The organism is Parapedobacter deserti (assembly GCF_042646065.1).
Lineage (GTDB): Bacteria > Bacteroidota > Bacteroidia > Sphingobacteriales > Sphingobacteriaceae > Parapedobacter > Parapedobacter deserti.
This window is the reverse complement of sequence record NZ_JBHRTA010000035.1, coordinates 1-24630: the sequence shown is the minus strand read 5'-3', so window position 1 is coordinate 24630 and position 24630 is coordinate 1. Positions and strand designations below refer to the sequence as shown.

Below are 24630 nucleotides of genomic sequence, written 5' to 3'. Positions count from 1 at the left end.
AATCTATCCCATGCTAACTCAATAGACATATGATTACTATCAAAAAATATCGACTAATAGCTGTGGCGGTGATGGCATGCGGCTACCTGTTATCCGGGTGCGAAAGTTTCCTGGAAGAAGCCGTATACACCGAGTATGACCCGGCTAAATTGCTGCAGACCGAAGAAGGCATCAACAGCGTATTGGTGAGCGCCTATGGCGAGTTACAGTTTAAAGGCAATAACCGGGAGTTCAACCATACCTTTGCGGAATTTCCCACCGATATCGCGCTGGAATCGGGCGGCGGTTTCGAGCGGGAAGCGGTGCTGTTCATGAACTTCCAATGGGATGAATCGCATGCATTTTTCTCCAACTCCTGGTCGAAAATGTACCGCGCCATCCGTAACGCCAATTCGTTGCTGGACAATATCGGCCTGGCTACTTCGCTTCCCGAACAGCGGCTGGCTGAACTGACCGCCGAGGCCCGTTTTATACGTGCAGCGGCCTATTTCCACCTGTACGACCTGTTCGGGCCGGTGCCGTTGATTACCACGTCCGAAACCCTGGATATGGAACCCGTAAGGCCTTCGGAAGCCGACTTTTCGGCATTCCTTACTGCCGAGCTGCGCGCGGCCGCAGATGCACTTCCGGCCGTTCAGGATATGATCGGCAAAGCTACCAAGGGTGCAGCCCTCGCCGTGCTGTGTAAATTCTACCTGAATACCAAGCAGTGGCAGCTCAGTGCGGATGCGGCGGATGAGCTCATCGGCCTGGGGCAGTATGGACTGTTTGGTGCGATCGAGGAACTGTTTACCGTGGACAACGAAACCAATGCGGAGTTCATTTACACCCATCCGTACCTGCCGCTTAGTGGCTTTGGAAATACCTACATGGCGCACGCATTTCCACCAAACTACCCCGTGCTGCCTAACTGGGAGAATTACGGCGCGCAGTACCGTACGTATACCAGCTTCGTGAAATCGTTCGAACCGGGCGACCGACGGCTAAGGATGTTTCTCACGGAATACACCACCATACAGGGCCAGCAAGTGCAGTTGGTGGAAGATGAGCAAGGGAGGCCCCTGGACAATGCGCGGAGCTTTAAGTATGTGCCCGATCCGTCAGCCATCAACGCATTTCATGGCAACGACTGCCCCATCATCCGGTATGCAGACATCCTCTTAAGCAAGGCCGAAGCGCTCAATGAATTGAATGGGCCCACCGATGACGCGCTGGCGCTGCTCAACGATATCCGGGAGCGCGCGGGCGTATCCCTGTTGACCCTGGATAATGTACCCACGCCGGCAGACTTCCGGGACGCTGTTTTGCGGGAACGGGGATGGGAGTTTTTTTCGGAGGGACTGCGCCGCCAGGACCTCGTCCGCCATGGTCAATTCATCGGGTCGGCCATTGCCCGGGGCAAAGCTGCCAAGCCACACCATGTACGGTACCCGATACCCCGCCGGGAGTTAGAAGCAAATCAGCAATTAACACAAAACGAAGGCTATGACTAATCGTACAAATCGTTGGGTTCTGGGTATCGTTGCCCTCGGACTGGTAGGCTGCGGAGGCAGCCAGAATGCGGGCGATAGCCGACCCAACATCATCCTGATTACCATTGACGACCTGGGATGGGCCGATGTGGGCTGCTACGGCAGCACCTATTACGAAACGCCAAACATCGACCGGCTGGCGGCGGAAGGCATGCGTTTCACCACTGCCTACGCCGCTGCCGCCATCTGTTCGCCCACACGGGCGGCGTTGATGACCGGCAAGGCACCCGCACGGACCGGCATCACCGACTGGATCCGCGCACGCTTCCAGGGCGGTGATATCCCTGCCGATCATACCTACCGGCGGACTTACGAAGGCGGCCCTGGCGATTCACTCCTTACCCCATCGAATCCACTGTGGCTGGAACGGGAAGAAACGACGATTGCAGAAGCGCTGAAAGGCGTGGGGTACGCCACGGCGCATATCGGAAAATGGCACCTTGGCCCGGACGACTGGTACCCCGAGAAGCAGGGATTCGATATCAACATCGGCGGAAGCGACTACGGCCAGCCGCCTTCCTATTTCGACCCGTACAGCAACGAAAAGCTGAGCGGGATATACAACATTCCGCCGCGCAAGACGGGCGAATACCTCGTTGACCGGCTGGCCGATGAGGCCGTTACCTTCATTGCCAACCACCGCGACAGCCCGTTCTTCCTGAACATGGCCGATTACGCCGTGCATACCCCCATACAGGGCAAGCCGGAGCTGGTGGAGAAATACAAAAATAAGCCCTCAACCAGCGGCCAGCAGAACCCTGAGTATGCCGCCATGGTGGAAAGCATGGATATGCTGGTCGGCCGGATTATGCACACCGTGGATAGCCTGGGCATCGCTGAAAACACGTTGATCGTCTTCACATCGGATAACGGTGGGTTGCTACGGGTGACGGATAATACGCCGCTTCGCTCGGGAAAAGGATTTCCGTATGAAGGCGGCATCCGGGTGCCCTTCATTGTCCGGCACGTCGGTACGGTCACGCCCGGCCAGATCGTTGACGAGCCAGTAATCAGCCACGACCTGTTCCCCACCTTCTGCACATTGGCCGGCGCCGATGCCGGAGACCTCTCCCAGCTTGACGGGGTAAGCCTGGCCGAGTTGCTCACCAATGGCGGGGAACTGGATCCGCGGCCCCTCTTTTGGCATTTCCCACACTACCGTTATCACGATGAAGTGCCCTACAGCATCATCCGGCAGGGCGATTGGAAATTGATAAAACGCTATCAGGGTAACCGGTACGAGCTGTTCAACCTGGCAAACGACCCCCGGGAAACCGAGGATGTCGCGGCGCGCTTCCCTGATCGGGTGAGCCAGCTGGATGGCCAGTTGGCCGGCTGGCTGGAAGGCGTCGACGCGGCGCTGCCCAAGGTGAATCCAGATTACTCCCCATCTAAGTAACCCGCCGGAACCGGCACTCCGATGAGGGGTGCCGGTTTTTTATTATGCCTTTCTTACCACGACGAGTTGCAGATGATTAACATCCCAATAGCGATTCTTAAATGATCACGTCTTCGAAAGAAATGCGATGATGTGGGAAGAACGCTATTTAGGGCACATAATGTGCACCAATAATTAAATTATTTGTCCCCGAGCAGTTTAGCTTTAGCTTCCATCAGACCATCAATGAAGTCTTGATAAGAGACTTTAAATCTATCTTTAAAGTATATTCAATCTCCAGCTCGTTGCTTTCTTGATTTATCTCTGCAACCATTTTCCCATCTAGCCAAAGTTCGGCTACCAAATCATCTCGATCCGGAGGGCTGGCTATTTCGACTGTCAGTTTTTCCATTTTATACTGCTATTATTCTAGGAAACCGTAAAGACATTTCCGTCTGCACAATTTTATCCAGCGGCTGAGGTTCTGTAGCGGGGGTTTTCCGCAAGACATTCGCTTACTTGCCGACTGTCCGGGTTTTCCAGGGTGTAGTTTGTATTGATTGAATCAATTATGATAATAGGTACAAATAGGAGCCGTAATACTATACGGTGAGCAAATAGTTAGTGCTCCTTCCCCCAGCTTCGTCCTTGACCAGTATCCCCTTTACGACTAAGTCTTGTATATCACGGGTTGCTGTATCCTGCGAGCACTTAGCAATCTTTGCCCATTTAGATGACGTCAGCTTACCCTCGAACCCATCCATTAATTTATTCAATAGCAATCGTTGCCGGTCATTGAACGTCTGTGCTACCGGCATCATCCATAGTTTAGCTTTTCGCATCACCGAAGCCAACACCACATCCGAGGCATCAATTGCCCCCTCCAAACATTCCAAAAACCACTTTAACCATTCGGTAATATCCAAATCACCCGATTGGGTTTTCTCCAATACCGAATAATAGTGCTTCCGCTCCTGCCTGATTTGAGCTGACATGCTGTAAAAACGTTGGGGGCTACCGTCCGCCCTTGCCAATTGCATGTCCGCTATCGCCCTTGATATCCGTCCGTTGCCATCCTCGAAAGGGTGTATGGTAACAAACCAAAGATGGGCAACCGCGGCCTTTAACATGGGATCGATGGCTATATCGCTATTGAACCATGCTAAAAAACGTTCCATCTCTACCGGCAATTGCACGCTATCGGGTGCCTGAAAATGTACCTTCTCCCTGCCCATCGCCCCTGACACCACTTGCATGGGATCGTCCTTGGTATTCCTGCGCCAATCGCCTACTACAATACGATGCATACTGCTGCGACCGGTAGGAAACAATGCGGCATGCCAGCCAAATAATCGTTCTTCATCCAGCGGGTGATCATACCGTTGTGTGGCATCGAGCATCATCTCCACCACACCATCGACATGCCGATCCGAAGGCACCAAGCCAACAATATCCAGCCCAAGGCGACGGGCTATGGAAGACCGTACCTGGTCAACATCCAGCAACTCCCCTTCGATCTCACTGGACTTAACCACGTCCTGGGTCAAGGTCTGCAATACCGCTTCAGCTTTTAAGTCGAAACCCAAGTGCTCCATATAGCCCAAAAGCTTTCCCTGTTTAAAGCGTACCGCTGCCAAGAGCGGGGCTATTTCATCCGCATTCCATGTGAAATCAGGCCAATGATGTAATTGATGGATATACATTCTCCGCAAATTGTACGGCAAATATAGGCAATATTCTCCGCATTCAAAAGTTATACTCCGCAATGTATGCGGACATAAAAACATTTATTCTCCGCATCGAATAGCGTACGTGATGCGTTCGCAATCTGGAATACACTTCCAACCAAAGGTTCCAATTGCTCCTTCCCGATTATCCGAAAAAACAACCTTACGCGTCATTTCTAATTTCGGTCAACAATTTATGCACGTCAGCATTCTCCGGTAGCGGATTGTAATCTCCCCTGAAACAGCTACACGGTTCCTCCCGTATGGGAATGGCAGTTAGTGCCGTTTTGTTCTTGGTTCAAGCGATTTTTAGATGATCACGTCTTCGAAAGAAATGCGATGATGTGGGAAGAACGCTATTTAGGGCACATAATGTGCACCAATTGCATTCACCATTTGCCTGAGCATTTCCTCTTCTTCCACCACCCCGTGATTCCGCCAGACCACTTCACCTTGTGGATTCACCAGGACCGTGTAGGGAACGCCTCCTTGCCATTGGTCATCCAACGTCTTCATCAACTCATCCGCATTGCCTCCAGTAAACAAGTAGCTATTGGTTGTTCTGCCGTCTTCAAGCACTCGCCCACGGCCTGGGTCTGACAAGCCTGCGCCTTGGCCCTCCAAAAACGCTTTGACCGCCTCTTTTTGGTCTTTATGATCCACACTGATGGTGATGAAATCAAAATTTCGCCAATCGAATCGTCTTGCCGCGGAAACCAACAACGGGAATTCCTCCACGCAAGGGACACACCAGGTAGCCCAGACATTGATCAAACGGAAATTATTGCTGCCATTTGCGCGCACCGCGGCAACTTGATCGATATCGATCGGCGCTACATCAACGGGAGTTTTATCCCATTGCGCCATCCGCTCGAGGATGCCGGCTTGTTTACTGCGCCATTTCGTGGAGCAGCCCATGGGTTGCGTCACCGCGACAGGTACCTCTCTTCCAGTCAACAATGCCTGAACCGCATTTCGGGCATCTGGCGACTTTACCGTCGAGGCATCGGCATACATCGAATCATCAAAACGACCTTTGTAACGCAATTTGCGCTGTTCATCGAATATAAATACATGCGGTGTGGCCAAGCAGCCGTAAGCCCTGGCAACGTCTTGCGTTTCGCCGTCATATAAGTACGGGAAGGTGAATCCGCGATCTGCCGCATAACGGATCATATCTTCGTACCCATCGTTATAAATGCTAAAGCTAAGTTCGTCAATACTTAACCCATCCGGATGATTGGGATTGATGGCCACGAAAGAAAGATCCTTTTTATCCGTCTCATCCAAAAAAGCCAATAAGCGTTCTTCCACTCCATGCGATGTCGGGCAATGATTTGAGGTAAAGAAAACCATCAGCAACTTCCCATCCGCGAAATCTGCCAAGGAATACGTCTTGCCGTCAATACCGAGCAGTTCAAAATCAGGTGCAGCATCACCGATTTGTAAATCCGTGATTTTTTCCTGAGCGCGCACCGCCAGCAAACCAACCACCATCAATAGCCCCGAGGTAAACAAGACCTTCCCCGTAAGATTTCGTAAGGTTTTCATAGTAAACACACTTAAATTTGTCATCGATCAATAATTCAGGTAAATAGGATAGCCTCAACCCTTGGTGTGCCTAATGACGCACATAAATCATACCAAAAGCGGGCATCAACATTGTAGACAACGGCGTTGATGTCCATCCCGGCACCTACCGAGACCATCAATCCGGCCTTCGCAAAGATAATAAACGGAATATCGCTCAACGGCTCGGAAGCGGGTCACACAGCTCGTTCTTAAGTTGCGTAAAGAACTTTAGTGAATACTGGAAAATGGGGCTCATGATAAACGTATAGAGAAAGGTAACAAGGAACACCGGGCCTCCCAGCAGGTATCCCACGAACAACACAACACATTCAACGATAATTCGCGCTTTGCTGACGGAAAGCCTAGTACGCTCCGCCATGGAAAGCATGAAACCATCACGGGGGCCGGCACCTATTCCGCCGGATACGTACAAACCTCCTCCAGTGCCTACTATTACGATTCCTACTAACAACCACAGGTAATCCGTCCAGGTAAAAGTGGGAGCGGGTAGTATATCCAACCAAAGAAAGAAATCCATAATAGGACCGATAAGCAAAGCGTTCAGAAAAGTTCCGAGGTTGACATATTTTCGACTGACCACCAGCGAGATCGTTATTAACAAAAAGCCAATAATAACCGTCCAAGTGCCAATTGAAAGCCCAAAACGCTCAAAGAGAGCGATATTCAGCACGTCCCAAGGATGTAGGCCCAAATGCTGCATTTTGACGGAAATGGCAACGCCCAATCCGAAACACACCAACCCTAAAAAGAAAAAACTATAGCGTATCAGCCAATTTCGCAGGCTATCCTTGCTGTGAAGGGTTCCCATATCTGCGCAAAAGTAGTAATTCGGCCTTCATCATCACAATGGATATGGCCGCATACGTATTCGGATAACCACACACGGTTATTTAACTTCTCCACAAAGCCTGTAAAACCATTACTGCTTATGCACTGATGCATTGCTGGTAATATAGGTCGTTTAGGTGCAATCGAAATTTTTGTATTTGTATTAGTTGAGGGAAACGGAGATGGCTATGTGTAATCTTCCCGGAGTTCCGCTACGCCCAAAATCGAAAAATCGGCAGCCCTGCGCTAACCATAATTAACCGTGGCGTAATCTTAAGTTCGCATTGCGCTGTTAGTTTTGTGGCCTAAAAACACGACAAGTACAAAGGGGATTGAGCACCCAATTACCATGCTGCCCAGTCTGCAATTTTATTGAATATAGACGACATAAATGCCGCAGTACGCATTATATACTGATGAAGAGTTGGTTTGCTTTATCTCCGCAGACGACGATGCCGCGTTTACTGAACTTTATAATCGTTATGCGGGCGCACTATACCTCCACGCCTGCAAACGCCTGGCCGACAGGGATTCCGCCAAAGACCTCATCCACAATGTATTCGCTTCGCTTTGGAGTAGCCGCCACACAATTGAATTGGAAGGTAAGTGCTCGGCTTACCTTTACACGGCGCTTCGCTATCAGGTGATCAACTTTGAGGTGCGCAGCAAGCGTCTCTCCCTATGGCAGGAAATGGTGGACGAATTGGATACCCGTCCCGAACAGCCCACCCCAGACCAGATGACGATAGCCAATGATCTGGAACAACTGATCAAGGCGGAGGCCGAAAGGCTACCAAAAAAAATGCGCGAAATATTCCTGATGAGCAGGCAACAGCAGCTTAGCCACCAGGAAATTGCCGAAGCGTTCGAACTGTCGCCCGCCACGGTAAAGACGCAGATCAATAACGCGCTTAAGGTTTTGAGGCTCAAATTTAACCATTTTCTGGCTATTTTCATATTACTCGGGCTCTACTAATTGGCCTAAAACACTTTTTTCTTTTTTTTTCTACACCCTAAGCCCTGTTTGTTAAACTCTACTTATGAATGGGGCAATTAATCCCCTACCCGATGGAACGAAAAGACATCCATATTATCTTGCGCCGTTATGTTGACGGCACCTGCACGGACGAAGAACGCGCATGGGTTGAACACGGGTATAATCAACTTGACGCAGGCAAGGAATCGCCCTTATCGGCAGACGATCTCAACAATGATATTGAAGCGATACGCCAGCGGCTACACCACCGAACAATAAGAAAACAGCAGCCGTGGGTCCATATCGCGGCAGCGGTGTTGCTGCTCACCGTGGGTGGGGGGCTGATCGCCTATATGAGCCACAGTGCGGGAAAGAAACCAGCAGCTGCCAGCGTGGAAACATTAATTGACGACGTGTTGCCCGGCGGAAACCGGGCGGTGCTGCGATTAGCCGACGGGCGACTCATCGAGTTAAGCAGTGAGCAAAACGAATTGGTTATTGGAGCCAACCAGGTTGCCTACGGAGATGGAAACATCATAACGGCACACCAGAACCGGCGGGATCAGTTGTCAGCGAAACCGCAAATGCTGCTTCTCACCACCCCAAATGGCGGCCAATACCAGGTGACACTCCCGGATGGAACGAAAGTATGGTTGAATGCCGCCTCGTCGCTAAGATACCCCACGGCATTCGTTGGCCCATCCCGCGAAGTGGAACTGGAAGGCGAGGCCTATTTTGACGTCGCGCACGATACCGAGCGTGCTTTTAAGGTGCTGAGCCGTGGACAGGAAATCGAAGTATTGGGCACGGAATTTAACGTTTCGGCCTATCCGGATGAAAACAGCACCTATACGACACTCGTGACAGGCCGTGTCCGACTGACGGCTTCATCCGCCCGAAAAAGCGTGATGCTATCTCCCCAGGAGCAAAGCATCATGACCGACGGTGATGTTTTTAAGCAACACGTGGATGTCGCACCGTTTATCGCGTGGAAAGAAGGGTATTTCCACTTCGACAACACTTCACTGGCCGACATGATGAAGATGATGGTCAGGTGGTACGATATCGATGTGGTTTATGAGAAACACATTCCGAACGATAGGTTTAACGGCACCATGCCGCGCGACGTGACGCTTCAAACTGTCCTGGAGTTTCTTCGAGTTTCGGAGATAAAGCACACACTGCGGGGCAACCAATTAGTCATCAAATAGCGAAAAGATAAATCATTAACCTTCAACAACCCACGATATGACCAATAAGGACACCAGTTAGTATCAGTAAAAAAATACAGGGAAAGTGTACCACCACTTCCCCTGTCAACTAAGATAACGTATTGAGTAATTGAGGAACAACTAATACTTATTATCCATCACTGCAAACTTAGCAATAATCTAGGTTGGTAGTATTAAAAATTAACCATGTATATGATTTTCAATAGCCTACGGCGACGGTTAGCGCGTAGGCCACTTATCAGGCCACTGCTTGTAATGAAGTTATCAGCCATTTTTACGGTAATCGGGAGCCTTCATCTGAGCGCCGCTTCTTATTCGCAGACCATCACCCTGGAGGCAAAAGAACAGACGCTGAAACAGGTGTTTAATACCATACAAAAGCAGACGGGACACCACGTAATCTATAACACCCGTTTCTTTGACGATCAGACTAAAGTCAGTGTATCGGCAAAGCAGATGCCGCTTGACACATTTCTCGACAATGTACTATCTCCCCTTGCGCTGACTTACGACATCCGGGAAAATACAATCTTGATTGGACGCGCGACTTCACCAGCACAACCCGCTACACGCGGTGTACAGCCCGTGAAAGCCCTGCAGCGCTCCGTTAACGGTATCGTCAACGATGCCGACGCTAATCCACTTGAAGGGGTGACGGTCAGATTAAAAGGCTCAAACACGGTTACCATCACCGGATCAGACGGTCGTTACTCGATTAATATACCGGGCTCGGAAGGTACATTGGTGTTTTCTATTATCGGCTACAACACAATAGAGCATGGGGTCGGCAACGTTTCCACCCTGAACGTTATGATGGAACAAAGCGTCGGCGGGCTGGATGAAGTAGTGGTAGTAGGGTACGGAACACAAACGAAGGAAAACATAACAAGCTCGGTTTCCACTATTTCAGGCGCTGAATTGGGCAAAACAAACTCAAGTACATTTACCGAGGGGATGATTGGAAAAATGCCAGGGGTTCAGGTAAGCCAAATTACGGGCGTGCCAGGCTCGGCGCCCTCCATCCGCGTGCGGGGAACCGGATCCATTACAGCTGGCAACGAGCCACTTTATGTCATCGATGGTTTTCCGATAGATGCCGCTTCGTTGAGTAGCTTCAACATGTCGGATATTGAGTCAATCAGTGTGTTGAAAGACGCTTCATCTACGTCGATCTATGGGTCGAGGGGCGCTAACGGCGTGATAATCGTAACGACGAAAAAGGGCGTTTCGGGTCAGACGCGCATCGCTTATAATCCTTCTTATGGGCTCCAGCAGGTGAGCGTCAAGCTCGACCTGATGAGCCCCGAAGAGTATGTGGAGTTTGCCCTGGACGCGCGGAATAACGCATGGGAATATTTGGGAGGAAACCGGAACGACCCCAATTCCGCCCGTCCAGCACTTTACCAGATTTCCCCTTATCTGTTTACGCCCGAACAATGGATACGAACGGATTGGCAGGACGCAATTTTCCAAACGGCGCCAGCTCAGGAACACCAGCTGTCGGTACAGGGGGGAAGTGAGAAAAACCTTTTTTCCATCTCAGCAGGCTACTTTGGGCAAGAAGGGGTAATTAAAAGTTCCAAGTTTGAGCGGTATTCCGTTAGGGCCAATTTGATGAATGCCGTGAGCGACCGCGTTAAGATTGAAACGAACGTAAACACAAGTTTTGTTAACAATAAATTGGTTGAAGATCAGGGACAGTTTAACCAGGGCATCATTGGTACGATGATCAATAGTGTCGGATTTTTGGGCCTTCAGAACGAGGATGGGAGCTACCCCTCGTTCCAGGGATTTGGTTACGGCGTTTCCGAAACTCGCTCGCCGATGGCGTTTATCAATGAGTACGATAGAAAAAACAACACCTTCAGATCTGTTATCAACTCGAGCGTAAACTATGAGATAATTCCGAACCTTTACCTTAAAGCATTGCTGGGCTTTGATTACAATAAGACCGAGCAAAATTTCTTCATGAATAGCTTTGATAGTTTCGTGGCCGATAACCCGGGGCACTCCAGGTTTACCAACCCGGCGACGGGGTCATTCGATTATAACACATCGTTTAACTGGCTTTCGGAAAACACGCTTAATTATACGTTTGAATTGGGGTCTAACCACAAATTTGATGTGTTGGCTGGGTTTACCGCGCAAAATGCCAAATACAATTATGCATACATATCAGCGACAAACTTCCCGAACAACCTGGTGCCTACACTCAATGCCGGGCAGGTATCCAGTGCTAATACGACACGCGCGGAATGGTCACTACTCTCGTATCTGGGACGGGTAAACTATAGTTATAGCAATCGGTACTTTGCCACGTCTACAATCCGGACCGATGGCTCTTCGCGCTTCGGGTCGGGTAATCGATGGGGAGTGTTCCCCTCGGTATCGGCCGGATGGATGATCTCTAATGAACGCTTTTTCAATGTGCGTCCGATTAGCTCTTTGAAATTAAGGGCTAGTTATGGCTTATCCGGGAATAACAACATTTCAAATTACGGCTTCGCCGGCTTGTTGAATTATACCAATTATATCATCGGCAATAAACAGGTGTCTGGTATCGCCCCTTCAACCATGAGCAACAGTCTTTTGGGATGGGAAAAGTCGCGGCAGTTCGATGTCGCAATTGAAGCGGGTTTGTTTAATAACAGGATAAACCTGATTGCCGACGTGTATAACAAAGTGAATACGGATCTTTTGTTACAGGTCGCCGTGCCCAGTATTGTAGGGTTAACCAGCACGCTGCAAAACATCGGTAAAGTGAGAAACAGGGGAGTGGAATTAGGTTTGAACACCCGCAATCTCGTTGGGGCCCTTAAATGGTCGACAGACGTTAACATATCATTCAACAGAAACAAAGTGTTAGAGCTTGGCCCCAGCGGTGACCCCATTTTCTCAACTGCTTACTCCAACGCTGGCGACACCCACTACACCGAAATCGGCAAACCGCTGGGTAACTTCTACGGATATGTTTTCGACGGTGTTTTCCAATCCCAGGAACAGATAAACAGTATGCCGCACTTGCCTACCGATAGGCCGGGCGACCCGATAGTAAAAGATGTGAACGGAGACGGGGTGATATCGGCTGATGACCGCACCATTTTGGGCAATTATCAACCTGATTTTACGTACGGGATGACAAACAGCTTCGATTACAGAAATTTTGATTTCAGCTTTATGGTGCAAGGCGTACAGGGATCGGAGATCATGTTGTTAAATATGTACCAGACCATGTCCATGACTGGGCGGACAAATAACTTGGGGATAGCTAGAAACCGTTGGCGATCCCCTGAGGAACCAGGCGACGGAAAAGTTTACAAGGCAAGCATCGACGTGTATGGCTTAAGGCGCACCTCATCTTCGTTCTACATTCAGGACGGTTCCTATTTGCGTATCCGAAACATCTCGCTGGGATATACGCTGCCCCAACGTGTCAGCGAGCACCTGCGCATATCCAGACTGAGGCTGTATGCGACGGCACAGAACCCCTTCACGTTTACGAATAAATATCTGGGGTACAACCCTGAAGTCAGCACCTCGCACAACTCACTGACCCCAGGGGTAGACTATTTTAACTACCCCCTTTCAAAATCCTGGACCTTCGGTTTGAATATTCATTTCTAAAAGTTGACCCATGAAACGAAATATAATATTATTACTCACAGCTATTTGCATCGCGTTTTGCGGGTGTGAAGATTTTTTGGATAAAGCGCCCATTTCAAATGCCAGTGTGCAAAATTTTTATAACACAGAAGCGGATTTTCAAAATGCGATCTATGGCGCATACCGGGCTTTACGTAATGTAGGAACCTATAATGATTACGTCCAGCTGATTGGAGACCTGGCCTCCGATAACACTGAAATGGGCTCTACGGCATCCGATAGATCGGTCCTGAATGAGATGTCCCTTTTTCGCATACAATCCCATAGCACAGTGGTGCGGGATGTTTGGAATCACCATTATCAGGCTATTTGGTATACCAACGTGTTATTAGATCGGGTCGACGGAGCTAACATTTCAGTGCAGACGAAGACACGCGTAGGTGCCGAAGCAAAGTTTCTGCGGGGCCTGTTTTATTTCAATTTAGTGCGGATATTTGGAGATGTACCATTAGTGACCAAAGACCTCACCTCTGTTGAAGAAGCGTATAGCAAAGGCAGGTCTCCGGTAGCGGAAGTGTATGCTCATATAATACAGGATTTGCGTGAAGCTGCCCAAAGTTTGCCGCTGACCGTCCCCAATGAACAAGGGCGTGCCACCTCCGGTGCTGCGTGGGCTTTGTTGGGCAAGGTGTATCTGACACAGGGAAATATTGCTGACGCGAAAACCGCCTTGAAAACGGTCATTGATTCCCGCGTTTACGAGCTACTCCCAGACTATAATGACCTGTGGGAGGTTACCAACAAACACCATAATGAAGCGATCTTTGAAGTACAATACCAAGCCAGTGTTTCCGGAGGCACCGGGTCGTCCTATACCGAACGTTATACACCATATATGTATACCGGACTACCTTATTCGTCAACGGCCGGAGGCTACAATATTCCGACCGAGGATTTGGTAAATGCTTACGAGCCGGGCGACTTGCGAAAGGATGCCTCCTTGCATACCAGCTGGGTAAATACATCAGGTGAAGTGGTGACCGGATTGCCTGGCCGATTTACCAATAAATTCAGGCATATGCCGATACGCGGTGGCGGATCAAGCGACAACTGGCCAATACTGCGTTATGCCGATGTGTTGCTGCTGTATGCTGAGGCATTAAACGCGGAGGCCTTCGTTGCAAACGGTGAGGCATTCAACTATTTAAATATGATACGTAACCGGGCGGGATTACCCAGCAAAATGGCTGATCATTCAGACCCCAGCCTGCGTTTAGATAGCCAAAATGACTTTGCACTGGCCATCGAACAGGAGAGACGTGTGGAGCTCGCATTTGAAGGGCACCGCTGGTATGATCTAGTTCGTACGGGACGGGCGATTGAGGTATTGTCGCCTAAGATGCCTAATGGGGTGCAGCAGCATCAGTTGGTATTCCCCCTGCCGTTGACGCAAATCGACTTGAACCCAACTAAGCTAAAACAAAACCCCGGATATTAAGATGGCTCGTGTCCAAAAACTAAAATCCATATGGCTCTTGTGTCTCCTCGTTGGTCTTCTTAGCCAAGGGTATGCGCAGACAAACTCGAAAACTGTTATCCGCGTGGATACGGAGTTTCCCACGCAGGACAAGCCGCAGTCTAAACTTTGGTATATGCACGAAACGTGGTGGGCGATGTTGCCCACCACTTCGGGCCCGTCCATATGGAAACGGTTAGGAGAAGAAAAATGGGCGTTGCAAGACGATATAACGAAGCAACTGAAAGGTATGCCCAGCCGGGCGGATGTGCAAGTGGAGGGGACTTCGATTTATGCGGTAGTTGTAGATGACGCGCGGCTGAGTGTGCTGGAGATTGATGCCAAAGAGCAAGAAAATTGGGCGTTGCGATCGGCGGTAAATTTGGAAACGTCGTCTGATGCAACGATAGAAACGGCCACCATTGCCCATAGCTCAAACGGGGCGCTCTGGGTGGTAGCAGACAACGGTGACCGTGTCGTGTTGTGGCATCGATCGGAGGATAAGTTCTGGTCTGAACCGTATGTACTGGCCAGCGGCATCAGTGCCGATGACATCGCCACAGTGACCGCTACCTCCCAAGAGGTACACGCGATATGGTCTAACCAGAATTTAGGGTTCTTTGAAACGCGCACCCACGTGATTGGTGACCATGTTAAGCAATGGTCCGCACCGAAGGTTCTGGGCAAAGAGAAGCAGATAGCCGATGACCACATTAATATCAAAACAAACCAGCGTGACGACGTGTGGATGGTAACGAAGAACAGCCACGATGGTCATGGGACGAATGTGTTTGAGCTGTGGCGAAAGAAAGAAGGAGAGCACGAGTGGCAGTATCGTTCGTTTGCGCCCCTAACACCCGAAATCCATCCCAGTAGACCAGCCGTTATACTAACGGACTATCCAGACATTGCTTTCGTAGGCTATACCGTCTATAGTCAGGACAGGAACAAAGGCATCGTTCAGTTTTCGACGGTTGATGTGGAAAACCTGTCGGTAGGGGCACCCAAAATAGGCATCTACTCGAATGAGTATATGATCAATGATCTGACAACTGCAAAACAGCAATATTTGGCATCGGCACAAGCGTGGATTGCGCTGGCTTCGGATAAGGAAGGGAACGTGTATGAAGTCGATTTGAGAGCGCTGTTATTGCAGAACTCCAAATGGTTTTCGAAACACTGATTATGCCCCACCGGCGAAGTGAAGATTATGCTCCGGAATTCTTATTGCCCTGTATAAACATCAGCCACAATCGACTGCATCTAGGGGACGAATAAGACGCCGACTCGATGACAGATGGCACCAATGATTCTGGGGAAAGCTCAGCCGTTTACTATTGCATCACCCATTGCCTTCAAAACCCGAATGGACGCATCGATCATAATGATCTGCTGGTCCGATAGGTTGATACCGTATTCGTTTTCCGCTTGACGCAGCGCACTCTTCATGCTATCGGCAAATGCAGCCGCTAACGAGTCATAGCCCTGTACTTCGATTACCTTCTCGCCGCCCTGAAGGACATGAATCATCTTCCCTTCGGCATTGTAAGCAAACACGCCGCTTGCGGGCATCGTGTAATCTGAAATATTTTTTACCGAAAAAATATCGATGCATCCGGCCACAGCGAACAGCTTACCATGTGGATCAAAGATAGCCTGCATCACCAAGTGGTCATCTATGCGGTTATCTGTGATCGCATCGACCTTGACGGTGGACAATGCCCCGCCCCTGGCGTAGAAGAACGTGTTATCGGGGTAATATGCCCGGTAGGAATATACGCTTTCGTCGAATTCTACAAACGGATTGTGTTTCGTATGCTGCCATGCCCCTGTTCCCAATGTGTTTAAAAAGCGTTGTTCGCTAAAACCCAGGGTGTCATGCGGGTCGGGCCCGTATAATTCTTGATAATAGGCGAGTATAAGCCTGGCAATACCGTGCGACACAATGGCCGGGAAGTTGGCGGTCCCGCCGTCGCTCTGAAATTTGAAAACTGCGCCGAGCACAATATTTAGATGATCGACGCAGAACGTCAGTGCTTGTGCAGTGTATTTAATGAGTCGATTAATTTCTACCGTGGCAACTACGCCGACCCCATCAGTAAGGACGATCACAGCGCCATCGGCAATGGCCATCGCTCCGTATTTGGCGGCTTCAATTGTGCCATCGATCAACTTAATGGCCCATTCGGGAACTTGTGTCGCTTCGGCAATATCATAGGTCACTTTGATCTGATCGACAAAACCGCCGTTTAGATCCATACGGAAGGTTATGACAGCATGATCGTCTTGTTCGAGCTGGATATGGTCAAGGTCCATGCTGAAACTCAGCGTGTTGCCGCTTAGTTCGATGGAAGGATCGTAGATACGGTATTGGGAGTCTTGCGCGTACCATTCCGTTTCATACCGATTATTTTTCCGGGACCGCACCGACCCGGGATAAAGCGCCAACAGGTTGTTGATGATAGTGCTGGTATTGACATCGGGCTTGTGATCATAAAGCTGAAAGCTCTCGATGGTGTCATCCATGTCGTCCTCGTCGTTTTCGTCCCGCAGCGTTTGCATACTGATATGCTGATCGGGCCCGATGAGCGCTGTTCTTCCCTGAAAGTTGGCTTTGGAATAGACCCGTACCCATGCCTGGGAACCGGTGTCTACCCAACTGATATCGTCTTTCATATCGTTATCAAAGGTGGTTCCTTCCCATAAAACCTGGCTTAGGTCTGCAACAGACTGCGGGCCATCATAGTTTTTGTAACCGTCGGTTCCCTTTTCGCCGTCGGTTTTCTTGTAAAACGTTACATTGCAGTTTGACATAATGAGATGTTTTTCAAATAAATTGTAGTAGATGCGTTATTGTTTGAAAACGAAGGTAGGCGATTCAACGCTGCCAGGCCATCCCTCTTTTGGGGGAGAGGTCGCTGTTTCGACTGAAAGCAGTTTCTTTTATCTTTTTCCAAGAAAACCAGAACTACACAATAGATGGAGACCGGATTACCTTGAATAGAAACATTTGGTCAGGCAAGATCGTATTCGACGTACTATTCGGATACTGTAGACCCGAAGATAATTCAATGTTTCCAGCCGACGAGCGAACGAATCTATCGTAACTCTACAAACAGTCCCAAAAAGAAATTCGCCGCGGTTTAGAATTGCATAGGACTACTTTACATTTCCTTTCGGAGAGTTTCTGACCCCCCAGAAAATCGGAGCATTCAGAACATCTTTTAGGGCAATAGACTACGGAAAGTCCGACAGGTTGCCAAACCGATAACTGAACGTGAGCCTTGCCGTGCGGATAGCCCAACGCTGATAGGCATCCTGGTAATAGGTGGGTGTATCATAAATGGCCGTCCATCGGCGGTGGTTGAACAGGTCGTTTACCGCGAGTGCGACGGAAGCCCGGTTTTCTCGCATGAAGCTTTTCCTGATTACGAAATCAATGTTGTACACCGGAAGCACGTATCCCTGGGCGATGGCCCGCTTGGATTCGTAGTTTGCATTTAACTGCAAGCTGATGTTTCCCAAAAGACCATTTCTATCCCCCGTGCTGTACGAGGCCGATAGTTGCGCCTGCCAGTTTACGCCACTTGTGTTCAATTGCTCGCCGACACCGATTATGGGAATAGTATTGTATTGCGCATTGATGGATGGCATGATGCCGATGGTTGGGGTCGGTTTGAGGTTCACCGCCAACTCCGCCCCCAATACATTGGCCGTCCCGGCATTGATGTAGTAGTCCACGATGGCTTCGCGCGACACACTGGCCGAGCCCATCTGCTCATAGATTTCAGCAGACAGCGTGTCGGCATACTGCATGATGCTCTGTGGGATGTGGCGCCAATATACCGTCGTGATGAGCTGGGATGCCCGCATGGTCTTATGGTGGTTTAGTTCGAAGGAGTGGATGAACTCTGGCTCCAGTAGTGGGTTGCCTTGGTTCAGGCTGTAGGAATCCCGGATCTGCACAAAAGGTGAGATTTCATGCCAGACCGCCCGCCGAAGCCGGCGTGTGTAACTGGCCTGCAATTGGTTTGCCTTATTAATTTCATACGTGGTGGAAAGGCTCGGGAAGAGCATGTTCTGCCAGTCACCACTACCCGACGGGTACTGGTATCCGAAACGCTCCCCGCGGTCCAGCAAGGTGCCGGTGTACCGTGAATATTCTAGCCTCAATCCCGCCTGGTAAGAAAACCGACGTATCTTTTGGCTGAACAGCCCGTATGCTGCACTGATCTGTTCTTCGATGCGGTAATGGTTGCTAATGGGGAGTACCGTCCCTACTCCATCCACAACGTTGGTAAATGTAAAGCGACTGGTGTTCTCGCCCAACAGGCTCCGTACGCCAACTTCCCACGTCCGGTTTTCGTCAAGGCGGTTTACGTAGTCTGCCTGGAACGTCCATTGATTGCTCCCGGTTTCGTTGGCTTCTCGGAGATCGGCAGGGGTATGGTCAACGCCATCACCATCGATGATGAAGTCTGACCGGAACCTGTTGCGGGCGTCACTGGTGCTGGTGTTATACTGCGCAAAAGCGGTCAGCTCCTTCCCAGCGTTGGCAAACCGGTAATCCAGCCGGGTGCTGCTTCGGAGGGAACGGTTGTCACGGTCGCCTAACCGTGTCCCCTGGTGCCCGGCGTCGTCGGGGGGGAAGAAAAAGGACTGTTGTTGCTGCTCGTCTTCAATACCGCGCCCCGATCCGAACAGTTGGGAAATTGATAGCGTGTGGTTGCTGTCGATGGCGTAGTCGACCCCGAAATTGATGTCTGAATCCCGGTTTCGCCTGTCGTTCTCGGTGTATTGGCCGTAATGGTTTACAACCCGGCCATCGCGGATATTCTCATGGTAGGTACGCGAATCGGCTATCCCACCCGAGCGATTGTGGCCAGCGGCCAATGTAAAGCCGAACGGCCCTTGTTGCCGGTTTACGTTGAACGTGGCCCCGCCGATGCCGGGAAATCCGGCGGATGCCGTGGCAATGCCGCTCCAATACCGTTCGTAATTCTTTTTTAGCACGATGTTGATAATGCCCGCCCCGGAGGCGGCGTCGTACCGCGCGGAGGGGTTGGTGATGACCTCGATCCGGTCTATTCGATCCGAGGGAATCTGTTGCATCGTCAGCAGCGTCGGCTTCCCATCAACAAAGATGATGGGGGCGCGGTTGCGCAACTGGATGTTGCCCGTCACACCGATGGAGATGCTGGGGATGTCTTTGAGGATATCGATTGCCGACGCACCCACGGCATTGAGATTTCCGGCAATGTTGTATATCCTGCGATCCACGCCCATTTGCATATCGGGCCGCTGGCCGATGACGGTGACTTCCTCCAGCTCCACGTTATCCGGAACCAGTAGGATCTCACTGGATGCACCTATCGAATCAACGAGGGAGCGGTAGGGTATATAACCCAATGCAGACACTTCCAAAAGCTGCTCCCTTCCTGGCTGAGCACCGGATAGTGTAAACAACCCCGAATCGTCAGTAATCGTGCTGGCCACGACAGCGTTTCCATCCCCAGAGCGGATACGAACCGTGGCCGCAGCGATGGGTGTACGATCCCGATGGTTGAGAACCTTGCCGGATATATCGTTATGCGGCGGCCGTTGTGCCTTCGATAATCCGGTGGTAATAAAACCTATACATAGTATGCAGCTTATTAGGAAATTTTTATCCATACCGCAAGTATACTGCGGCATTTGACGAAATTTTGCGACTTCATCGGCAACACGAAATATTGAAAGGTTATGACGAAATTACCCGGCAACCCATTGACGGAATTCGGAAGCGCGGTTTTTGCTGACAAAGAGGCTTTCAGGCACCCTGGTGTTCAGTGATACCATCAGCCTGTTGTCGAACCAGATGGTAATCCCTTCAATAGCCCGCTTAGCAATGATGAATTGCTTGTTTGCCCTAAAAAAACGATCGGGATCGAGCGACAGCATGATGCTGTCCAACCGCTTGTTGTAAGAGAGGCTTTTGCCGTCTTTCGTAACAATTGATGTCTCGCCATTGGTACTGTAGCAATAAGAGATTTCCTCAACAGCGACAGGGACCAGCTTGTCATGGACAGGCACCAATATCTTTTCCGGGAAACGCCCGAACGGCGCCATGACAGCCAACCTCGACAGGTAACGCGCTACTTCAGCCGTACCCTGCTTCCTGAATTTATGCATGGCTTGTTCCAGATGGGTTTTGTCGATCGGCTTCAGCAAATAGTCAATGCTGTTTACCTTGAATGCCTGGAGGGCATATTGGTCATACGCCGTCGTAAAGATTACGGGTACATCGATTTCGGTAGCTTGGAAAATGGAAAACGCCGATCCATCAGAAAGATGGATATCCATGAAGATGAGGTTAACTTCCCGCCCGTGAAGTGGGAACCAGGTTGCGGTTTGTGCTACACTTTCGGTCCGGCTGATTTGCCGGATATCCGGTGCCACTTCACCCAGTATCTTCTCGAGGTTTGCGGCCGCAAGCGGCTCGTCTTCTACAATCAGCACATGCATGGTTATCCTTTTCTTTGTTTTAAAGGGAGACGTACCGCGAAATGCGTTCCGTCATCCGAAATGACGATATCACTGCCCATCAACAGCCGGAAACGGCTCTCCAGGTTGGCAATACCGATTCGATTGCTGCGAGCAGGCGGGTCAATTTTCCGCTGTATTGGGTTGGTCACTACTAACTCTTGTTGCGGATTGATGTCTATCGACACTTCCATCGGCTGTTCACTGTCAATGACGTTATGCTTCGGGATATTTTCGAGTATAGGCAACAACGATAATACAGGCAGCTCCAGATCGTTATTGTCTTCGTGAATCGATATACTATAACGAAAATAGTCGCCATACCGCGTACGCTGGAGGAAGTAGAAGCTATCGAGGAAGTCCAGTTCGTCTTCCAGCGGAACCAGGCCCTTTCCCTCGCTTCCCAGGATATAGCGAAAGACTTTGGAAAGGTTCTGGATATACGCAAGCGTTTGCTCCTCGTCACCATTTCGAACCAATGCTGAGAGCGAATTAAGTGAATTGAAGAAAAAATGCGGATTTACCTGGTTCGTGAGCGCCTGATATTGGCTTTGCAGGTTATCCACTTTCAACTGCTCGATTTCGTATTCCCTGGCTTGTTTCTGCGTGTGCAGCGTGTAAGCATATCCCAAAAGCGTGCAGACGGCAAAGGTCGTCATAAACTGAAATAACAGGATAACACTGAACCAATCCAGTATTTTGTTGGATATATAAGCGATAAGCAGGTAAAGAAAGAACGCGATGCAAGCGATGATGAACGTTTGACTTGCCACGCGGAAATATCGATCGGGTACGGCACCGCCAATGCTCTTCCGTAGCAAAATATAACACAGCGAGCTGAAGTAAATGTACCTAAACAGGAAAAAAATAATATATTCAACTATACCGCCATCCCTAAGATATTCATCATGTCCCCCCTGTAACACCTTGGCAATATTGGGATAAATGAGGAAGAGCCCCAAAAGCACCGAAGTGGATAGGAGCATTCGATTTGAAACAGCAGATTGTTTAATCCTCATATCATTCATTCAAATGGAAGCCTGTTTGCATCGCCGTGCGGTTGAGACGTTTATATTCCAGCAAAATTAACGTTATTTTAAACCAACTGAAATCCGTAGATACGTCAAGACGAATAAATCATGCTTAATCACGAAAACAAGCGGAGGGGGATGCAACGGTGATGAATGACCGGAATTGGAAAGCGACTTCTTAAAAAAAGAAACCCGCTACCTTATAAAGGTAACGGGTCCGCCCCAATGGGGTTAGGGGCTATCAACCTAAACCTGTCTTTTAAACGAAAAAAAGAGATGTTTGTTTTGTCAAAGGTGAAATAATTAAATAACATGCTGCTTTTAAGCTGTTCAACCAGATTGATTTCCTGCCAAGAGCTGCATCCAAATAGCTTTGCAGTATTGCGAAATAACAATTCTCTTATTAAGTTTGCTACTTTGTTGGAAAAAACTAACTCGATGTCATTTCAAACCTACCTTAAAAACATTCAGGAAAAAACAGGAAAATCCCCTTCCGATTTTGAAGCGCTTGCCGCTGAAAAAGGGTTTACCGAAAATGGTGAAATTAAAAAAAGCGTGAAAGCTACTGAAATAACCAATTGGTTAAAAGAAGACTTTGAATTAGGCCACGGGCACGCTACTGCTATTTACGCCTATCTCAAGGGGAAACGGGAATAGTGATGATTTTCTTCCTTAGTGAATGGATTCAATCGTCAGGCGCTTTAAATAGTTGGCATCAGTGCTTTATGCGTTCGGTTGCCGGAATTGAGGCAACCGCGTTGAAAATCTCCGGGTCTTGTATGAGGAGATAGACCTGCCGTAATCAACGGCTAGTCCTTTGGATCTTCGGACGCAACGGTTGCTGGAGATACACTCTATTTTATAACTACGGCCGAAGTGGGCCGGTCAGACGCTAACGTACCATTGGCCATATGTCTCAGCTTTTCCGTAAATTTGGTAGCAAATAACGATCTATCAATAGAAACAGCATGAAGAAAAAAACATATTCGCGCAAAGAGTTCGTGAAAAGCGCCGCGGTGGCGGCCGCCGGATTTATGATCATTCCGCGGCATGTGCTGGGCGGAAAGGGATTTTTAGCGCCGAGTGATAAAATAACGGTGGGTATCGTTGGAGCGGGTGGAAAAGGCAGACAAAACGCAGAAGCACTTTTGAAATTGAAGGATGTGCAGATCACAGCCATTGCGGATCCGGTAAAGTATTGGGATTTAAAAGATTTTTATTATAAGTCCATAGCGGGCAGGGAGCCGGTAAAGGAAATGATAGAAAGTCATTACAGGCCGGCCAGCCGGAACTTCAAGATCAGCGAATACATCGATTTCAGGGAAATGCTTGAGAAAGAATCTTCGCTCGACGCTATTATGTGCTCCACGCCTGACAATACGCATGCGTATGTCACGATAAAGGCGTTGCGGGCCGGCAAACATGTGTATTGTGAAAAACCGCTGACACATAACATCTGGGAAGCGCGCAAAGTAAGGGAGGTTGCACTCGAAACCGGCCTCGCGACTCAAATGGGAAATGCGCTTCATAGCGGGGATGGAATACGGCAGACCGTGGAGTATCTCCGTGACGGTGCGATCGGCAGAGTTAAGGAAGCGCACACCTGGGTGCCTGCTTCCCGGTGGAACCCGGGTTTAAAGGGATTGCCCACAGGGCCTACGTTCGATGAACAGGCAGTGGTGTGGGATCTGTGGCTGGGACCCACTCCGTATATGCCATGCCGCAAGGAGTATATTCCCGTAAGGTGGAGGGATTTTTGGTCGCTCGGCTGCGGTGCGTTGGGCGACTTTGGCTGCCACGATCTGGATGCTTCCACATGGGCATTTAACCTGCAGGCACCGGAAAGCGTTGAGGTACACCCCGCGGGATATAGCGATGCCGATATCGCGCCCTATGGAGAGGTAGGATATTACCATTTTGCCAAAAAAGGGGATCAGCCGGAGTTCAAGCAGGTTTGGTATTCCGGCGGTTTACGGCCCGCCCGCCCCGAGATAGTGCCCGACAACGTGGATTTACCCGCCCGAGGTTCCATGTTCATCGGAAAAAAGGGTGTTCTCATAACTGGGGCAGGTGGCTCAAACCCGCAGCTCTTTCCTGAAAAGCTACGCGAAAGGTATAATCCGCCAAAGCTCAGCATTCCCCGGTCAAATGGACATTTTAGGGACTGGGTCGACGCCATCAAGGGTGGCCCGGCCGCGAGTTCGAATTTTGAGTACGGGGCCCGCCTCACCGAGATCACGCTTCTTGGTGTACTTTCGCTCCGCCTGGGCGGAAAGAAAATTCGCTGGGATAGTGAAAACATGAAAGTGAAGGGCTTACCGGAGGCAGACCGATATCTCCGCGAGCCGGTTCGACCGGGTTGGGAAATGGTTTGATTCACGTACTCATTAACACAGAAGCGGGCTAGTAAAGATTAGTTAATCAGCCTTTTCAATCGGCTCGAAACAGCAGGCTAACTATGGGGCGCCCATGCGCAGATGGGACCCCAAATTGGTTGCAGACAGGGTGTACTGAGTGAACAGCAATCGAAGCTCAAATAGTTGGTCTATCCAATAGATGGTGCTGCTTCGGCCACTATCAATACTCGAGCACGGTCACTTCAGTCCGCCTGTTGGCCTGGTGCTGCTCGCGCGAGCAGGGAACACCGTTGCTGCATCCGTTCACCAACCGTGTCTCCCCGTAGCCCTGGGCA

Annotated in this window: 17 protein-coding genes; 9 read left to right on the top strand and 8 right to left on the bottom strand. The window is 49.8% G+C overall.

What is annotated here, in order from left to right; translation table 11 throughout:
- The first annotated feature begins 29 nt into the window (after positions 1-29).
- Together ACFOET_RS11230 and ACFOET_RS11225 are read left to right on the top strand one after the other, a co-directional pair.
- Positions 30-1493, top strand: coding sequence for a RagB/SusD family nutrient uptake outer membrane protein (locus ACFOET_RS11230; RefSeq protein ID WP_379022617.1), 1464 nt, complete (start codon positions 30-32; stop codon positions 1491-1493).
- The gene (locus ACFOET_RS11225) at positions 1486-2931 is read left to right on the top strand and encodes a sulfatase (RefSeq protein WP_379022615.1); all 1446 of its coding nucleotides are present in this window, start codon (positions 1486-1488) and stop codon (positions 2929-2931) included. Before ACFOET_RS11230 ends, ACFOET_RS11225 begins: the two co-directional genes overlap by 8 nt.
- Positions 2932-3145: 214 nt before the next feature.
- On the opposite strand, the gene ACFOET_RS11220 is transcribed toward ACFOET_RS11225, so the two are convergent.
- The 4 genes from ACFOET_RS11220 to ACFOET_RS11205 form a co-directional block, all read right to left on the bottom strand.
- The gene (locus ACFOET_RS11220; RefSeq protein ID WP_379022613.1) at positions 3146-3322 is read right to left on the bottom strand and encodes a hypothetical protein; all 177 of its coding nucleotides are present in this window, start codon (positions 3320-3322) and stop codon (positions 3146-3148) included.
- A 190-nt stretch (positions 3323-3512) separates the two neighbouring features.
- A complete protein-coding gene (locus ACFOET_RS11215) occupies positions 3513-4613 on the bottom strand; it encodes a Fic family protein (protein WP_379022611.1) in 1101 nt (366 codons plus the stop codon).
- A 384-nt stretch (positions 4614-4997) separates the two neighbouring features.
- Positions 4998-6188 (bottom strand): redoxin family protein, encoded by a 1191-nt coding sequence (locus ACFOET_RS11210; RefSeq protein ID WP_379022609.1) that lies wholly within the window; start codon positions 6186-6188, stop codon positions 4998-5000.
- Positions 6189-6384: 196 nt separating this feature from the next.
- Positions 6385-7038, bottom strand: a complete 654-nt coding sequence (locus ACFOET_RS11205) for a YczE/YyaS/YitT family protein (protein ID WP_379022607.1) — start codon at positions 7036-7038, stop codon at positions 6385-6387.
- Positions 7039-7449: 411 nt separating this feature from the next.
- Between ACFOET_RS11205 and ACFOET_RS11200 the strand changes: the two genes are divergently transcribed.
- The 5 genes from ACFOET_RS11200 to ACFOET_RS11180 all read left to right on the top strand — a co-directional run bounded on the left by ACFOET_RS11200 (position 7450) and on the right by ACFOET_RS11180 (position 15568).
- Positions 7450-8034 (top strand): RNA polymerase sigma factor, encoded by a 585-nt coding sequence (locus ACFOET_RS11200; protein ID WP_379022605.1) that lies wholly within the window; start codon positions 7450-7452, stop codon positions 8032-8034.
- Between the two features lie 68 nt (positions 8035-8102).
- Positions 8103-9245 carry a FecR family protein gene (locus ACFOET_RS11195; RefSeq protein WP_379022603.1) on the top strand — a complete coding sequence of 381 codons (1143 nt, stop codon included), beginning with the start codon at positions 8103-8105 and terminating at the stop codon, positions 9243-9245.
- A gap of 276 nt (positions 9246-9521) precedes the next feature.
- A complete protein-coding gene (locus ACFOET_RS11190) occupies positions 9522-12890 on the top strand; it encodes a TonB-dependent receptor (protein WP_379022601.1) in 3369 nt (1122 codons plus the stop codon).
- A gap of 10 nt (positions 12891-12900) precedes the next feature.
- Positions 12901-14367, top strand: coding sequence for a RagB/SusD family nutrient uptake outer membrane protein (locus ACFOET_RS11185; RefSeq protein WP_379022599.1), 1467 nt, complete (start codon positions 12901-12903; stop codon positions 14365-14367).
- A 1-nt stretch (position 14368) separates the two neighbouring features.
- Positions 14369-15568 carry a hypothetical protein gene (locus tag ACFOET_RS11180; RefSeq protein WP_379022597.1) on the top strand — a complete coding sequence of 400 codons (1200 nt, stop codon included), beginning with the start codon at positions 14369-14371 and terminating at the stop codon, positions 15566-15568.
- A gap of 140 nt (positions 15569-15708) precedes the next feature.
- Here ACFOET_RS11180 and ACFOET_RS11175 read toward each other — a convergent pair whose 3' ends face one another.
- The 4 genes from ACFOET_RS11175 to ACFOET_RS11160 all read right to left on the bottom strand — a co-directional run bounded on the left by ACFOET_RS11175 (position 15709) and on the right by ACFOET_RS11160 (position 21926).
- Positions 15709-17199 carry a hypothetical protein gene (locus ACFOET_RS11175; protein ID WP_379022595.1) on the bottom strand — a complete coding sequence of 497 codons (1491 nt, stop codon included), beginning with the start codon at positions 17197-17199 and terminating at the stop codon, positions 15709-15711.
- Positions 17200-17622: 423 nt separating this feature from the next.
- Positions 17623-20058, bottom strand: a complete 2436-nt coding sequence (locus ACFOET_RS11170; protein WP_379022593.1) for an outer membrane beta-barrel protein — start codon at positions 20056-20058, stop codon at positions 17623-17625.
- Between the two features lie 78 nt (positions 20059-20136).
- Positions 20137-20889: a LytR/AlgR family response regulator transcription factor gene (locus ACFOET_RS11165; RefSeq protein WP_379022591.1), complete on the bottom strand. Its 753-nt coding sequence runs from the start codon at positions 20887-20889 to the stop codon at positions 20137-20139.
- A 2-nt stretch (positions 20890-20891) separates the two neighbouring features.
- Positions 20892-21926: a sensor histidine kinase gene (locus ACFOET_RS11160; RefSeq protein ID WP_379022589.1), complete on the bottom strand. Its 1035-nt coding sequence runs from the start codon at positions 21924-21926 to the stop codon at positions 20892-20894.
- A 324-nt stretch (positions 21927-22250) separates the two neighbouring features.
- Here ACFOET_RS11160 and ACFOET_RS11155 point away from each other — a divergent pair, with 324 nt between their 5' ends.
- Entirely contained in the window at positions 22251-22595 is a 345-nt protein-coding gene (locus ACFOET_RS11155) for a DUF4287 domain-containing protein (protein ID WP_379022587.1), read from the top strand.
- Positions 22596-22906: 311 nt separating this feature from the next.
- Positions 22907-24313, top strand: a complete 1407-nt coding sequence (locus ACFOET_RS11150) for a Gfo/Idh/MocA family protein (RefSeq protein WP_379022585.1) — start codon at positions 22907-22909, stop codon at positions 24311-24313.
- Positions 24314-24630 lie beyond the last annotated feature (317 nt).